Origin of the sequence: Agreia sp. Leaf244 (genome assembly GCF_001422695.1) — a bacterium.
Taxonomy (GTDB): Bacteria; Actinomycetota; Actinomycetes; order Actinomycetales; family Microbacteriaceae; genus Agreia.
This window is the reverse complement of sequence record NZ_LMLX01000002.1, coordinates 104,925-118,924: the sequence shown is the minus strand read 5'-3', so window position 1 is coordinate 118,924 and position 14,000 is coordinate 104,925. Positions and strand designations below refer to the sequence as shown.

Sequence of the window (14,000 nt, the reverse complement as noted above, 5' to 3'; positions counted from 1 at the left end):
GGCTCCTACGGGGCCATGAGTTCTCTACCGAGCCGCAGAGTCTTTGCAAATCGGTCGCCCGTAGCGAGCCCGGTCACGCTGCCGATAGTTGTACCCATGGAGTTCCAGAGCTCCTTCGCGGCTTCCAAGACATCTGCCCGGTACGGCTGGTTTTGAGCGAGATGGAAAGCGGCACCAAGCGCTATCACCTCGAAGGACGTGTTCGAAAAACCTCCCCGAAATGAATTCGAGGATGCATCCCACTTTCGGAAGATGACATCGGTTCCTTGCACCGCGAGCGAAGAGAACGTGGTCAAAAAGACCACTTCCAACTCATCTTTGTTCTCAGGAAACTTCTCTGCAAAGTCCAGAGCCCAAGTATCGAGCTTGCTGGGAAAGTCCCCGAGGCCTCCGCGCTTGCCTTGAAAGTCGAAGTTGTGCAGCATCAGGAATCGCAAAATCAGCTCAAGGTCGTACTGCTCTTCTAAGAGTCGATCTCCAAGAGCTACTGTGTCGACAAACGACTTCAAGGTGCTGAGCTTGTGCAGCCAAGCAAGGGCATCGCCGTTGACTCCGGCGATGAGCGCAGAACGTATCTCCTGCGGCGTCAAAGCTGATCCAAAACTGTTGAGTCGTTGGAAGAGGTCGAATTTTGCCTTGGGGTCGGAGCTACGTTTGATTACACGGATATCCAGCCGTGCAAGACGCAAATCGAGCTTTTGGGCTTTCGATAGCTGCGACTCCTCAGGGCCATCCCAGGACTTGCCTCTTAAATGCTTCAGATACCTAGTCTCGCTGAGCACGAGGGCTGGCTTCACTTGCCCGTCTGAACCCTCAAGAAGACCCTGGAGTTCGAGCAGTGTACTAACTCTCTGGAGACCGTCGACCAATTCCCATCGGCCCTCTTCGTCGGTAGACACAAAAATGGAAGGCAGCGGAATTCCAAGCATCACGCTCTCGACTAACCGGCTTTTTTGCTCGATGCTCCATCGATAGAGTCGCTGGAATTCTGGGCGAATTACGAGGGTCTCTTCTTTGTAGAGACTCGTCAACTCGCTTATTGACATGCTGATTGAATCCGCAGACACCTCACGGCGTCCTTCTGCAATCTCGGTTTCTAGAGAACTCATTAGTCAATCTCCTCTAAAGCTATGTCTTGTGCTAGTTGGGCGAGGCCCGGGTAGATCGTGGACTGAGTTACGCCCATCAGGCTCAGTTGCGCGCCGAGGGTCTTCCGGTCGGCGCTTAGCGAAATTTTTTTCAAGACGTCGGGAATATCAGCCACGATCACGTCGAGAGGCTCGATTGTTTTACCCGCGACGGTGAAAGACCCCTGCTGCGCGGCAATTCGATCGCTGTTATGTGTCCCGTAGAGAGCTATTGGCGCGGGGCCGAGAGTTCCTGGGTCCACGCCTGGCTGCCAAGGATCCAGCACGTCATCACTGGTGGCGAGAATATTGACTGGAATTCCGTCGAATCTCGGGTTGCTCTGATTTAAGAGGATGGGATCAAGCATCCAAAGCGTGGGCATGCACTTACCGGTGCCACAAGCGCATCGAGTCGGATCATGATCCAATGCGAAATATACTCCGACAAGTAGGTTGGTCGTCCAGTCCAGCAGCCTCGTAGGCAGACCGTAATGCTGCATAGCAAACAGGTGTTCCCAGTCGGACTGGGGATAACCAGCGGGCCAATAGGGCAGGCTACGCTGGCGAAATCTGGTGAGTAGTCGTTGCTCGACTTCCAGCACGCGACTAGCCGGAACTGCTGTCAAGTCGAGCGGCTTAGGCGAGAGCCGCCGCCAAAGTGAGGGCACCAAGCCTTGGGTCTCACAGCCTTGTCCGCGGAACCAGAATTGTTTGGTCGGCGTTTGGGCGAGTGCCCAACTTACAAGCTCGGGAACGTCTTTGAGGATCACTTCAGTGATGGGCACTTCGCCAAAGTAGCAGTCTGCAGCCAGATGCAACGCCCAGGCGAGGGGTTTCGGAGGGGTTCTGACCTTGGCTTATTAGAAAGGGTGGCCACGATCCCAGTAAATACGGTGGGCCCCGCGGGGCTCGAACCCGCGACCCGCGGATTAAAAGTCCGATGCTCTACCAACTGAGCTAGAGGCCCGCAGCCACTAATCTAGCGCGTCTTTGACCTCGGATCGAACCGAGGCAGGATGGACGCATGACAAGCGACCATCGCAAACCGGCACTCTTCGGCGGATCGGAGTTCGAGGCCTTCAAGGGCGGCGAGGATCCGGCGCAGATCTCCCGGCTCGCCCACGACACCGCCAGCGCCCTGCTGGGTCGCGTGCGCGCCGATCCGGACCCGGGCGTGATCGACAGGCTCATCCAGTACACCGACCTCCACGGCATCGATGCGATCGCCGAGCTGTGGTCTCGGGCATCGTCGCACAGCCTGCCGGGCGCGCTCTGGCGCATCTACCTGCTGCGTGCGCTGATCCGTCAGGATCCCGAACAGTCGAGCTATCTCTTCCAGAAGGGCAGCGAGCTCAGCGTCACGATCGACCCCGTCGTCGCCGGGGCGACCTCGCCGACGGGCCCACAGGAGATCATCGCGCTCGCCGACCAGATCCTGCGCGGAATCTTCGACGGGGATTTCGCCGTCGCCCTCGAGAGGGCGGCCGCGTTCTGCCGCATCATGTCGCTGGGAACGGCCGCCGAGGCCGACGACACCGAATCGGATTCGGGGGAGCGGGCATCCGCATTGACCGTGCGCGCCAACCGCTTCGCGGAGACCGCATCCGAGTTCGCTATCTGCGCAAAGTTGTGGAGAACGGACAGCCTCGACTGAAGTCGGGTAAAGTCATATCTCGCCGGGCCGTGGTAACCCCGGGCTCCAATTTCCGCCGTTACGAACGGCCTTCCGCCGAGAGGCGTTCCGCGGCCTGGCACTCTCTTCTCTCCCGAGCAGGTCGAGTCTCTCCCCCGTAGGTCAGCTTCACGTATTTGGCAAGGGGCAAATCGCATCCTGCGGCCGAGTGGCATGCTGATTTTCAGACGCCGCACAACAATTCCGGCGCATCTGAATCCAGACGGGCCGTAAGGGGGAGACGATCATGACGCGCCTTCTTCCGCATCCTCCGCAGGATCGATCCTCTTCAGCGGCAGGAGTCGTCTCGCCTATCCGTCCCGGCGCTCAGCCGCAACTCGTCCGGGTCGCATCCGTTCCGGCATCCCACGTCTATGTTCGGCACATCGCGCCGATCGACGGCGACGTCGCCGCGCCCGGCGGCCCGGCAGCGGCTGCCCGCGATGGCGGGGTGCGTGTCGTGCGACTGGCCGATCCTCATCCTGACGACCCCAGTCGCTCCGCCGAGCAGCGCTGGTGGCCCCCGGTCATGCTCGACGCCGGCTGGGTGCGCGAGCACGCCGACGAGTTCGACATCTTCCATCTGCAGTTCGGCTTCGACGCGCGAACGCCGGATGAGCTCCGCGACCTCGTGGCCGAACTGCGGCGGCACGACAAACCGTTCGTGTACACGGTGCACGACCTCCGCAACCCGCACCACGTCGACAGGGCACAGCACGACGCGCAGCTGGACGTGCTCATTCCCGCCGCCGATGCCGTGATCACGCTGACAGATGGTGCCGCCTACGAGATCAAACGCCGGTGGGCACGTCGCGCCATCGTGCTGTCCCACCCGCACGTGGTCGATTTCGAGACCATGCGCCGCATCCAGCACGCCCGACTCGATAGTCAGCGCGACAGGGCCCGGCACGACGACTCCGGCTACCGCATCGGCCTGCACCTCAAGAGCCTGCGCGCCAACATGAACCCCGTTCCCGTCATCGGCGCGCTGCTCGACGCGATCGACGGCCTGCCGGGAGCCGTGCTCCAGATCGACGGGCACCGCGACATCCTGGAGCCCACCGGAGCACGCTACGACGACGAGCTCGCCCAGCTCCTGCGCGCGAGCGCGGATGCGGGCCGCATCGACCTGCGCATCCACGACTACTTCGACGACACGCAGCTCTGGGAGTACCTCGCCTCGCTCGATCTCTCGGTGCTGCCCTACCGCTTCGGCACCCACTCGGGCTGGCTCGAGGCCTGTCGCGACCTGGGAACCGCCGTTCTCGCGCCCAACTGCGGCTACTACCGCGACCAGGCCCCGGTGCTGCTGTACCTGCAAGACGACGACGGCCTCGACGCCGACTCGCTCGGCTCTGCCGTCGTTCGCGCCTACGACGAACGTCCCCTCTTCTCCATCACGGTCGACGAGCGCAGACGCCAGCGCGAGGCCGTGTCGGACGCGCACGCCGCGCTCTACCGCGATCTCCTTCGATGACGCGGGCGCTCCGCATCTGTCTCATCGCCTCCAGCCGGTTTCCCGTGGCCGAGCCGTTCGCCGGGGGGCTCGAGGCGCACACGCACAGCCTGGCCACCGAGCTGATCCGACGCGGGCACGAGGTCACCCTGTTCGCCGCCCCGGGGTCAGACCCCAGGCTCGGCGCTCTGCACCTCGACGTGGAGACATTCACCAGCAGCCCGGCCGCCCGGGCCGACGTCGGGGCCCGGCCCGAGCAGTGGATGCGCGAGCACCACGCCTACCTCAAGCTCATGCTCGACCTCAGCCGCAACCCCGGCAAGTACGACATCGTGCACAACAACAGCCTCCATCACCTGCCCGTCGCCATGGCCGAGGCCACTGCTCTGCCGTTCGTCACGACGCTGCACACCCCGCCCGTGCCGTGGCTCGAGTCGGCCGCCCAGCTGGCGTCGTCGAGCCTCGCGTACGCGTCGGTGAGTCGACACACGGCAGGCGCATGGCGTCACGTCGTCGAGAGCACGGTCATCCACAACGGGGTCGACACGAACGCATGGATGCCCGGGCCGGGCGGGCCGGCCGCCATCTGGTTCGGGCGTCTCGTTCCCGAGAAGGCGCCCCACCTGGCGATCCGCGCCGCGCGGGCTGCGGGCATGGAGCTCGACCTCGCCGGTCCGAGCCTCGATCGGGCCTACTTCGACGCCGAGATCGCGCCCCTTCTCGACGACAGGACCCGGTATCTCGGCCACCTGCGCCACGAGCAGCTCATGCAGGCCGTCGGGCGGGCGGCCGTCTCGGTGGTCACGCCCAGCTGGGACGAGCCCTACGGCCTCGTCGCCGCGGAGTCGCTGGCCTGCGGCACGCCCGTGGCGGCATTCGCCCGTGGTGGCGTGCCCGAGATCCTCGACGAGCTGTCGGGCAGGCTCGCCGCGCCCGACGACGTCGAGGCACTGGGTGCGGCGATGGTGGTCGCATCCGGCCTCTCGCGCGACGATGCCCGGCACCGCGCCGTCGTGGCCTGCTCGCTCGATCGCATGGTCGACGACTACGAGGAGCTCTACCACTCGCTCGTGCCCGCGGAGCTCGCGGCGTGATCGGCTACTACATCCATCACCAGGGTCGCGGTCACCTCAACAGGGCCATGGCGATCGCGGCCGAACTCGACCAGCCGGTCACCGGGCTGTCGTCGCAGCCCCGCCCCGTCGGCTGGGTCGGCGACTGGATCGAACTCGCACGCGACGACGAGTCCGCCGCTCCGCGCGACGTCGATGCGCACGGCCGCCTGCACTGGGTGCCGTTGCACGATCAGGGTCTGAGCGACCGGATGGCCCAGGTCTCGCACTGGATCGCCGAGTCGAGGCCCCGCGTGATCGTCGTCGACGTATCGGTCGAGATCGCCGTGCTCGCCCGACTGTTCGGTATCCCTGTCGTCTCCGTTGCTCTTCCGGGCGTGCGCGACGACGAGGCGCACCACCTCGGCTACGACATCTCGACGGCGATCATCGCAGCCTGGCCGCAGGAGGCCGAGGGCATGATCTCCGGCCTCAGCGCGCCGGCCCGGCGCCGGCTGCACTGCGTGGGCGCGATCTCGCGCTTCGGCGGCCGGGTGAACGAGCGGCGCCGTTCTGCGACGCCCGACGCGCCGCGGCGCCTGCTGCTGCTCGGCGGTGCCGGGGGCAGCTCACTCGACGCGGCCACGATCGCTGTGGCGCGGGAGGCAACTCCCGACTGGCACTGGACCGTGCTCGGCAGCCGCGGAGGACGCTGGGTGGAGGACCCGTGGCCGGAGATCTGCGCGGCCGACGTCGTCGTGACGCACGCGGGCCAGAACGCGCTGGCCGACGTGGCGGCTGCGCGGCGCCCCGCGATCGTGATCCCCGAGTCGAGGCCGCACGAGGAGCAGACGACGACCGCCTCCGTGCTCGCAGGGAGCAGTCGGTGGCCCGCCCTCGTGCGATGGAACTTCCCCGTCACCGGGTGGCCGACTCTCCTCGACGAGGCCCTCGGCCTCGACGGCGAGCTGTGGGACGGGTGGAACGACGGACTGGGGGCCCGGGTCGCCGCGGCCGTCATCCAGCGCGAGCTGGCGCAGGCGCCCGCTGGAGAGCCCGCGTGACCCGGGTCGCCGTGATCACGGTGGTTCATGGGCGGCATGCGCATCTCGACCTGCAGAGGCAGGCCGTGGCCCGCAGCGAACGACGTCCCGACGACTACGTGGTCGTGGCTGTCGACGACCCGGTCGAGCTCGCCGGGGGAGGGGTGCCCGACCGCGCACCCGTCCGTGTGCTTCGTCACCCGGCGCATCCGCTCGGCCTGCCGATCGCGGCGGCGAGGAACGCGGGCGCCGACGCGGCGCTCGCGGCCGGTGCCGACGTGCTGGTCTTCCTCGATGTCGACTGCGTTCCCAGCCCCGCCCTGATCGGGGCCTACGAGGCCGCAGCGGCCTCGGTCGAGCTGCGCGGCGACATCCTGTGCGGCCCCGTCGCCTACCTGCCCCCCGCGCCGTCGCGCGGCTACGACCTCGACACGATCGAGACACTCGCTGAACCGCACGCTGCGCGCCCGGCGCCCGAGTCGGGCGAGGTCATCCGAGGGGGAGACCATGATCTGTTCTGGTCGCTCTCGTTCGCCGTGACCGCCTCGACCTGGCGGCGTATCGGAGGCTTCGAGGAGTCGTACGTAGGCTACGGCGGGGAGGACACGGATTTCGCCGCTACCGCCGCGCACCGCGGCATCGAGCTCGCCTGGGTGGGTGCGGCCCGCGCCTTCCACCAGCACCACCCTGTCGAGTCGCCTCCGGTGTCGCACCTCGACGACATCCTGCGCAACGCGGCCCTGTTCCATGCCCGGTGGGGACGGTGGCCGATGGGCGGCTGGCTGGCCGCATTCGAAGAGGCCGGTCTCATCGCGCACAGTCCGGTTCAGGGCGTATACGAAAAGCTCTGAGGCTCGACCAATCCGACATCGTACCCGCACCGAATCATTGGTGTGAACGGACCACGAACAACAGGCCTCAGGTGGGAAACCTGTCATGCTTAAGCTCGTGACCTCTGATAGCGACCACGACGGTACCCCGATGGAGGCGCTCGACACAGTCGAGAGCCTGCTGCTGCGGGTCGCCGACGGCGATCAGAGATCATTCGCCGAACTGTATGACCGCATCGCACCGCGGGTTCTCGGCCTCATCAAACGACTGCTGATCGACCACGCGCAGTCCGAAGAAGTGGCTCAAGAGGTGTTTCTCGAGATCTGGCGCACGGCAACACGGTTCGATCCTCAGCGCGGCGCCGCCCTCTCCTGGGTTCTCACGATGGCGCATCGCAGGGCGGTCGACCGCGTCCGCGCGTCGCAGTCCTCCCACGATCGCGATATCAAGATCGGTATCCGCGATGTCGACCGTGAATACGATCAGGTGGCCGAATCGGTCGAGATCAGAATCGAACATGAAAGGGTGAAGAGAGCAATGACTCAGCTGACTGAACTGCAGCGCGAAGCCATCTCTCTGGCGTACTACGGGGGATACAGCCATAGCGAGGTCGCCAAGATCCTGGCCATTCCGATCGGAACGGTCAAGACGCGCCTGCGCGACGGCATGATCCGCCTTCGAGACGAAATGGGAGTTGCCTGATGTCTGCACACGACGACCCCCGCCTCAACACTGGAGCCTTCGCTCTGGGCGCCCTGACCCCCGAAGAACTCGACCGCTTCATCGCAGCGTCGGAGTCGGATCCCGACCTTGCCGCGGAGGCCGATGGACTCAGCGCCACGGCCGTTCTCCTGGGCCTCGCGTCGACTCCCGTCGAGCCGTCGGCGAAGCTGAAGGTCGACATCATGGCCGCGATCGCGTCGACCCCGCAGCTTCCCCGCGAGGTGGTCAGCCCCGTTTCCGATTCGTCGGTGTCCGACGGCCGGTCGGTCTCCGACGATGCCGTCTCCGATAACACCGTCTCCGGCGGCACGGCGGATGCCCCGCGCCCGGTCGTCGAGACCGGTGCGGCCCAGCAGAAGGCGCAGACGCGCTGGTTCGCCCGGCCCGCCACTCTTCTCGTCTCGGCGGCAGCCGCGATCGCCCTGTTCGTCGGAGGCGGCTTCGTCGGCTCCGCGATCACGGGCGGCACCCCTGTCTTGGTCGACCAGCAGGCGGCGGGTCTCGCCGAGATCTACGCGGCGTCCGACACGCAGTCCCAGCGCAGCGAGGTCGACGGCGGCGGTGTCGCCACGCTGGTGTGGTCGAACGAGCTCGGACGCTCCGCGGTCGTCGTCGACGGTCTCGAACCCCTGCCGGCCGGCAGCGTCTACGAGGCCTGGTACATCAACGATGCCGGAGCGGCCCCCGCGGGCACCTTCGACGCTACGGGCGCCCACAAGACGTCGTGGCACCTGCTCGACGGAACGATGTCGGCGGGAGACACCGTGGGCGTCACGATCGAACCCGCGGGCGGATCGAAGACGCCGACCACGACGCCGATCGTCGCTATCGCCAGCGCGTAGCGACCCCGTTCCCTGAGCCCACCGTTCCCTGAGCCTGTCGAAGGGCACAACAACGAAGGCCCCCTCATGCCGAGGGGGCCTTCGTCGTTGTGCGTGGAGACTCTTTAGCCGAAGCGACCCGAGACGTAGTCCTCGGTGTCCTTAACGGTGGGGTTCGAGAAGATGGTCGTGGTGTCGTCGTACTCGATGAGCTTGCCGGGCTTGCCCGTGCCCGCGATGTTGAAGAACGCGGTGCGGTCGGAGACGCGGCTGGCCTGCTGCATGTTGTGCGTGACGATCACGACCGTGTAGTCGTTCTTCAGCTCGCCGATGAGGTCTTCGATGGCGAGCGTAGAGATCGGGTCGAGAGCCGAGCATGGCTCGTCCATCAGGATGACCTCGGGCTCGACCGCGATGGCGCGGGCGATGCACAGGCGCTGCTGCTGGCCGCCCGACAGGCCGGAACCGGGCAGGTGCAGGCGGTCCTTGACCTCGTTCCAGAGGTTGGCGCCGCGGAGCGACTTCTCGATCAGGTCGTCGGCGTCGGACTTCGACATGCGACGGTTGTTGAGCTTGGAGCCGGCGAGCACGTTGTCGCCGATCGACATCGTCGGGAACGGGTTCGGCCGCTGGAAGACCATGCCGACCTGCCGACGCACGAGCACGGGGTCGACGCCCGGACCGTAGAGGTTGTTTCCGTCGATCAGAACCTCACCCTCGACGCGCGCGCCGGGGATGACCTCGTGCATGCGGTTGAGCGTGCGGAGGAAGGTGGACTTGCCGCAGCCCGACGGGCCGATGAACGCGGTGACGGTTCGGGGCTCGATCGTGAGGCTCACGCCTTCGACAGCGAGGAAGTTGCTGTAGTAGACGTTGAGGTCGTTTACTTCAATGCGCTTGGACAACGTGGGTTCCTTTAGGGTTAGCGGCCGAGCTTGGGGGAGAAGATGCGGGCGATGACTCGGGCCGCGAGGTTGAGCAGCATCACGATCAGGATCAGGGTCAGGGCCCCGGTCCACGCTCGGTCGAGGTACGCCTGGGCATCCGAGCCCGGGTTGGCGTACTGGGTGTAGACGAAGACCGGCAGGGTCATGACCCGCTCGTTGAACATGTTGTAGTTCATGCTCTGCGTGAAGCCGGCGATGATCAGCAGGGGGGCCGTCTCACCGATGACGCGGGCGATGGCCAGCATCACACCGGTGGTGATTCCGGCGATCGAGGTGGGCAGAACGACCTTGACGATCGTGAGCCACTTGGGCACACCGAGGGCGAAGGATGCCTCGCGCAGCTCGTTCGGAACGAGCTTCAGCATCTCCTCCGTCGAGCGCACGACGACCGGGATCATGAGGATCGAGAGCGCGACGGCGCCACCGAAGCCGAACCGGATTCCGGCTACTCCGGTCAGCAGGGCGAAGAACGCGAACGCGAACAGACCGGCGACGATCGACGGGATGCCGGTCATCACGTCGACGAGGAAGGTGATCGACCGCGCGAAGGCTCCCCGGCCGTACTCCACCAGGTAGATGGCGGTGAGCAGTCCGATCGGCACCGAGATGAGCGTGGCCCAGCCGGTGATCTGCAGGGTTCCCATGATCGCGTGCAGCCCGCCGCCGCCTTCACCCACGATGTTGCGCATCGTGTAGGTGAAGAAGGTGAGGTCGAAGCGGTGTGCACCGTTGACGATCGTGGTGAACAGCAGCGAGATGAGGGGGAGCAGCGCGATGATGAAAGCCAGCGACACCAGCGAGGTGACCATGCGGTCCCTCGAGCGGCGCACGCCCTCGTAGAGGCGGGATACCACGGTGAGCACGATGACGAAGAGCACCGTTCCGAAGAAGATGGTGCCGACGATGTTGAAGTCAGCGGTCACACCGGCCATCATCAGCAGGCCGAAGATCACGCCCATGACGATCCAGCTGCCGACGAGCAGCAGCCACGGCGTGGCCTTGGGCAGCTTGCCCGCGGTGAGCGTGTTGGTCATGGGAGGGGCGGCGACGGTTGTCGTGGTCATGATTAGTTGGCCCCCGAGAATGCCTTGCGGCGGTTGATGATGTAGCGGGCGATCGAGTTCACGATGAGCGTGATCACGAAGAGGATCAGACCGGATGCGATCAGCACGTTCACGCCGACTCCGTGCGCCTCGGGGAAGTTGAGGGCGATGTTCGCCGCGATCGTCGACGGGTTGGTCGATTTGAGCAGGTCGAACGAGAAGCCGCCCGAGACCGAAAGCACCATGGCGACGGCCATGGTCTCGCCGAGCGCGCGACCGAGGCCGAGCATGGATGCCGAGATGATTCCGGGGCGGCCGAAGGGCAGCACGGCCATCTGGATCATCTCCCAGCGGGTGGCTCCGAGCGCCAGGGCCGCCTCCTCGTGGAGGCGCGGCGTCTGCAGGAAGACTTCGCGGGAGAGGGCGGTGATGATCGGAAGGATCATGACCGCGAGAACGATGGCGACGGTGAGGATGGTGCGGCCCGTGCCGGAGACGGGGCCGGCGAGGATCGGGATCCAGCCGAAGATGTCGACGACGGTGGAGTAGAACGGCTGCACGAACGGCGCGAGAACGGTGATGCCCCAGAGACCGAAGACGACCGAGGGCACGGCCGCGAGCAGATCGACCACGTAGCCCAAGCCGGCCGCGAGGCGCCGGGGGGCGTAGTGCGAGATGAAGAGGGCGATGCCGATGGCCACGGGAACAGCCATGACCAGAGCGAGGAAGGCGGCCCAGATGGTGCCGCCGACGAGGGGGGCGACGTAGGCCCAGAAGCTCGAGGGGGAGCCCTTGATCTCGGCAGGATCGGCCACGAAGGCGGGGATCGACTGCACGATCAGGAAGAGGGCGACCAGGGCGAGGATGGCGAGGATCAGACCGCCGGCGACGATCGTGGAGGTCGAGAAGATCACATCGCCGGGGCGCTGCTTCGCCTTGATCCGTTCCGGAGCGGCCGCGGGAACCGGCGGCTTCGCGTCAACGGGCTTGGGGGGTGCTGTCGTCATGAGAGCTGGGGTCCTGTCAACCGGTGTTCAGGGAGGAGGGGGTGGGACTGTTTCGGGCCTAAACCCGCGATCTGTCCGGCCCCGACGCGAGTCGGGACCGGACAGAGTGTGAAGCGGTGTTACTTGATGGTCGCGATCGCGTCGGCGACCTTCGAGGCGAGGTCGCTCGAGAGCGGCGCAGCGCCGGCGGAGGTAGCGGCCTCCTGCTGGCCCTCATCGCTGGCGAGGTAGCCGACGTATGCCTTCACGAGCTCGGCCTGGGCCGGGTCCGCGTACTCCTGGCAGGCGATGATGTAGCTCACCAGCACGAGCGGGTAGTGCGACGGGTCGGTGGTCTCGCGGTCGAGCGCGATGGCGATGTCGTTGGCTTCGCGGCCTTCGACCAGCGGGGAACCCTCGACGACGGCGGCGGCACCCTCGGCGGTGTACTCGACGAATTCTTCGCCGACCTTGAGCTTGGCGACACCGAGGTCACCGGCCTTGGAGGCGTCGGCGTAGCCGATGGTGTTGCTGCCGTTGGTGACGGCCTGGATGACGCCCGAGGTGCCCTGTGCGCCCTCACCGCTCTGGAACGGGAACGTGTCGGCGGCCTTCTCTGCCCAGTCGGCAGGAGCGACCTTGCCGAGGTAGTCGGTGAAGTTCTTCGTGGTGCCGGAGTCGTCGGAGCGGTGAACGGCCGTGATTGCTGCGCTGGGGAGCGTGGCGTCGGGGTTCAGCGCCTTGATGGCCGCGTCGTCCCACGTGGTGATGGCGCCGGAGAAGATCTTGGCGAGCGTCGAAGCGTCCATGTTCAGCTCTTCGACACCCTCGACGTTGAAGACAACGGCGATCGGCGAGATGTAGACCGGAAGGTCGATGGCCTTGGTGTCGGCGGCGCAGCTGGCGAAGGCTCCCGAGAGCTCCTCGTCGCTCAGCGCGGAGTCGGAACCGGCGAAGGCGGCGGCACCCGAGATGAAGCTCTCGCGGCCGGCACCCGAACCCTGGGGGTCGTAGTTGATGGTGACATCGGGGTTGGCGGTCTGGAACGCGGCGATCCAGGCTTCCTGGGCGCTGCCCTGGCTCGAGGCGCCGATACCGGTCAGCGTGCCGGTCAGGGTCGAGGCGGACTCGGTCGAGTCGCCGGCGGCGGGCGCCTCATTGGCGGCGCAGGCGGAGAGCGCCAGCGCGGCGGTGAGGAAGAGTGCCGCGGGGGCGGCGATACGCGAAAGCTTCACTGAAAAATCCCTTTCAGGGTTTCTATTGCTGGGGATGGGCCGGTGCATGGCCCTCAGTGAACCTAACGAGCGCGCGTGACCAATCTCTCCTGATCAGGTAAACGGGAGGTGAACAGCGCCCTCAGCGCGGGACGTGCGTCTCGATGGCGATGATGCCCGCCCCCGGGCGATCCCTCGAGAGGTGGATGACCGTGTACCCGGCCACGGGCAGGTCGCCGGCCCGAGAGATCGAGGCGAGCTTGGTGCTGCCCGTGGCGAGCGCGACCTCGCGCATGATCTCGGGCAGCACGGGGCCGTGACTGCACAGGATGCTCGTCACCCGTCGGCGCACGCGCTTGCCGACCTGGCCCCGGATGTCGCTGGTGCCGTTCTCGAACGCGTCCTGGGCGATCGAGTCGGTCTTCTTCAAGGTGATGCCGAGCGCGTCGGCCGTCGGCGCGACCGTCTGCTGGCAGCGCAGCGCGGTCGACGATCGGATGACCGTGGGGCCGAAGGCGCTCAGACCGGCGACGATCGACCTCGCCTCGAGCTCTCCGCGATGGGTCAGCGGGCGGGCGGAGTCGCGTCCGTCGAAGTCGAATGCGGGAATCGCCTTGGCGTGGCGCAGGGCGATGATGGCGAAGGTGTTCGTGAGTCCGTCGTCGACGAGGGCCTGGAACCGTTTGAGGATCTCGGCGTCGCGCTTGTAGCTGATCGATGCGAGGGCCCTCGCCACGGGCATCCATTCGAGGGCGGCGACCTCGTTGTTCGGCACGAACGTGGAGTTGAGCACAGCCTCTTCGGTGACCTCGGCCGCCCAGTAGTGCACGACCTTCTCGCGATGGTTGGGCATCACATAGTTCGTGACCCCGAGCGGCACACCGAGGGCGACCTTGAGACCGGTCTCCTCCGCGATCTCGCGCACGGCGGTTTGCGGCAGCACCTCGCCGGGATCGAGCTTTCCCTTGGGCAGGGAGATGTCTTTATGGCGCGTGCGATGGATCAGGAGCACCTTGATCTTGCCGTCGACGACGCGCCAGCAGACCGCTCCCGCGGCGAAGACAGTCACTGGCCCGCTTCCCCCG

14 protein-coding genes and 1 tRNA gene are annotated in these 14,000 nt (G+C 66.0%); 7 read left to right on the top strand and 8 right to left on the bottom strand.

Going from position 1 to position 14,000, the window contains the following annotated elements; genetic code table 11:
* Positions 1-5: 5 nt before the first annotated feature.
* The 3 genes from ASF06_RS05395 to ASF06_RS05385 form a co-directional block, all read right to left on the bottom strand.
* Entirely contained in the window at positions 6-1,109 is a 1,104-nt protein-coding gene (locus ASF06_RS05395) for a DUF262 domain-containing protein (protein ID WP_082500731.1), read from the bottom strand.
* On the bottom strand, positions 1,109-1,912 hold the full coding sequence (locus ASF06_RS19080) for an FRG domain-containing protein (protein ID WP_162237679.1): 804 nt from the start codon (positions 1,910-1,912) through the stop codon (positions 1,109-1,111). The genes ASF06_RS05395 and ASF06_RS19080 overlap by 1 nt, the downstream gene beginning before the upstream one ends.
* A gap of 109 nt (positions 1,913-2,021) precedes the next feature.
* Positions 2,022-2,094 (bottom strand) — tRNA-Lys (locus ASF06_RS05385).
* Positions 2,095-2,151: 57 nt separating this feature from the next.
* Here ASF06_RS05385 and ASF06_RS05380 point away from each other — a divergent pair.
* The 7 genes from ASF06_RS05380 (at position 2,152) to ASF06_RS05350 (ending at position 8,746) form a co-directional block, all read left to right on the top strand.
* A complete protein-coding gene (locus ASF06_RS05380) occupies positions 2,152-2,781 on the top strand; it encodes a hypothetical protein (RefSeq protein WP_055944436.1) in 630 nt (209 codons plus the stop codon).
* A 265-nt stretch (positions 2,782-3,046) separates the two neighbouring features.
* Positions 3,047-4,276 (top strand): glycosyltransferase family 1 protein, encoded by a 1,230-nt coding sequence (locus tag ASF06_RS05375; RefSeq protein ID WP_235500916.1) that lies wholly within the window; start codon positions 3,047-3,049, stop codon positions 4,274-4,276.
* The gene (locus ASF06_RS05370) at positions 4,273-5,349 is read left to right on the top strand and encodes a glycosyltransferase (RefSeq protein ID WP_055944433.1); all 1,077 of its coding nucleotides are present in this window, start codon (positions 4,273-4,275) and stop codon (positions 5,347-5,349) included. The genes ASF06_RS05375 and ASF06_RS05370 overlap by 4 nt, the downstream gene beginning before the upstream one ends.
* Positions 5,346-6,371 (top strand): glycosyltransferase, encoded by a 1,026-nt coding sequence (locus ASF06_RS19980; protein WP_055944431.1) that lies wholly within the window; start codon positions 5,346-5,348, stop codon positions 6,369-6,371. The genes ASF06_RS05370 and ASF06_RS19980 overlap by 4 nt, the downstream gene beginning before the upstream one ends.
* Entirely contained in the window at positions 6,368-7,201 is an 834-nt protein-coding gene (locus ASF06_RS05360) for a glycosyltransferase family 2 protein (protein WP_055944427.1), read from the top strand. Before ASF06_RS19980 ends, ASF06_RS05360 begins: the two co-directional genes overlap by 4 nt.
* An 85-nt stretch (positions 7,202-7,286) precedes the next feature.
* Complete coding sequence (locus tag ASF06_RS05355; protein ID WP_082479633.1) at positions 7,287-7,883, top strand: sigma-70 family RNA polymerase sigma factor; 597 nt, start codon at positions 7,287-7,289, stop codon at positions 7,881-7,883.
* Positions 7,883-8,746: an anti-sigma factor gene (locus ASF06_RS05350; protein ID WP_055944424.1), complete on the top strand. Its 864-nt coding sequence runs from the start codon at positions 7,883-7,885 to the stop codon at positions 8,744-8,746. The genes ASF06_RS05355 and ASF06_RS05350 overlap by 1 nt, the downstream gene beginning before the upstream one ends.
* A gap of 104 nt (positions 8,747-8,850) precedes the next feature.
* On the opposite strand, the gene pstB is transcribed toward ASF06_RS05350, so the two are convergent.
* From pstB to ASF06_RS05325, 5 genes are all read right to left on the bottom strand, one after another.
* A complete protein-coding gene (gene pstB / locus ASF06_RS05345) occupies positions 8,851-9,630 on the bottom strand; it encodes a phosphate ABC transporter ATP-binding protein PstB (RefSeq protein WP_055944421.1) in 780 nt (259 codons plus the stop codon).
* A gap of 17 nt (positions 9,631-9,647) precedes the next feature.
* Entirely contained in the window at positions 9,648-10,736 is a 1,089-nt protein-coding gene (gene pstA, locus ASF06_RS05340; protein WP_055944419.1) for a phosphate ABC transporter permease PstA, read from the bottom strand.
* Positions 10,737-10,738: 2 nt separating this feature from the next.
* Positions 10,739-11,722: a phosphate ABC transporter permease subunit PstC gene (gene pstC, locus ASF06_RS05335; RefSeq protein ID WP_055944416.1), complete on the bottom strand. Its 984-nt coding sequence runs from the start codon at positions 11,720-11,722 to the stop codon at positions 10,739-10,741.
* A 119-nt stretch (positions 11,723-11,841) separates the two neighbouring features.
* Positions 11,842-12,936, bottom strand: a complete 1,095-nt coding sequence (gene pstS, locus ASF06_RS05330; RefSeq protein ID WP_055944413.1) for a phosphate ABC transporter substrate-binding protein PstS — start codon at positions 12,934-12,936, stop codon at positions 11,842-11,844.
* Positions 12,937-13,057: 121 nt separating this feature from the next.
* Positions 13,058-13,984, bottom strand: coding sequence for an NUDIX hydrolase (locus tag ASF06_RS05325; protein ID WP_055944410.1), 927 nt, complete (start codon positions 13,982-13,984; stop codon positions 13,058-13,060).
* Positions 13,985-14,000 lie beyond the last annotated feature (16 nt).

Excerpts from the sequence above, each read along its gene's own strand:
- ASF06_RS05370 (WP_055944433.1), top strand. The coding sequence starts at position 4,273 with ATGACGCGGGCGCTCCGCATCTGTCTCATCGCCTCCAGCCGGTTTCCC.
- ASF06_RS05380 (WP_055944436.1), top strand. The coding sequence starts at position 2,152 with ATGACAAGCGACCATCGCAAACCGGCACTCTTCGGCGGATCGGAGTTC.
- ASF06_RS05350 (WP_055944424.1), top strand. The coding sequence starts at position 7,883 with ATGTCTGCACACGACGACCCCCGCCTCAACACTGGAGCCTTCGCTCTG.
- pstC (WP_055944416.1), bottom strand. The coding sequence starts at position 11,722 with ATGACGACAGCACCCCCCAAGCCCGTTGACGCGAAGCCGCCGGTTCCC.
- pstA (WP_055944419.1), bottom strand. The coding sequence starts at position 10,736 with ATGACCACGACAACCGTCGCCGCCCCTCCCATGACCAACACGCTCACC.
- ASF06_RS05355 (WP_082479633.1), top strand. The coding sequence starts at position 7,287 with ATGCTTAAGCTCGTGACCTCTGATAGCGACCACGACGGTACCCCGATG.
- ASF06_RS05375 (WP_235500916.1), top strand. The coding sequence starts at position 3,047 with ATGACGCGCCTTCTTCCGCATCCTCCGCAGGATCGATCCTCTTCAGCG.
- ASF06_RS05395 (WP_082500731.1), bottom strand. The coding sequence starts at position 1,109 with ATGAGTTCTCTAGAAACCGAGATTGCAGAAGGACGCCGTGAGGTGTCT.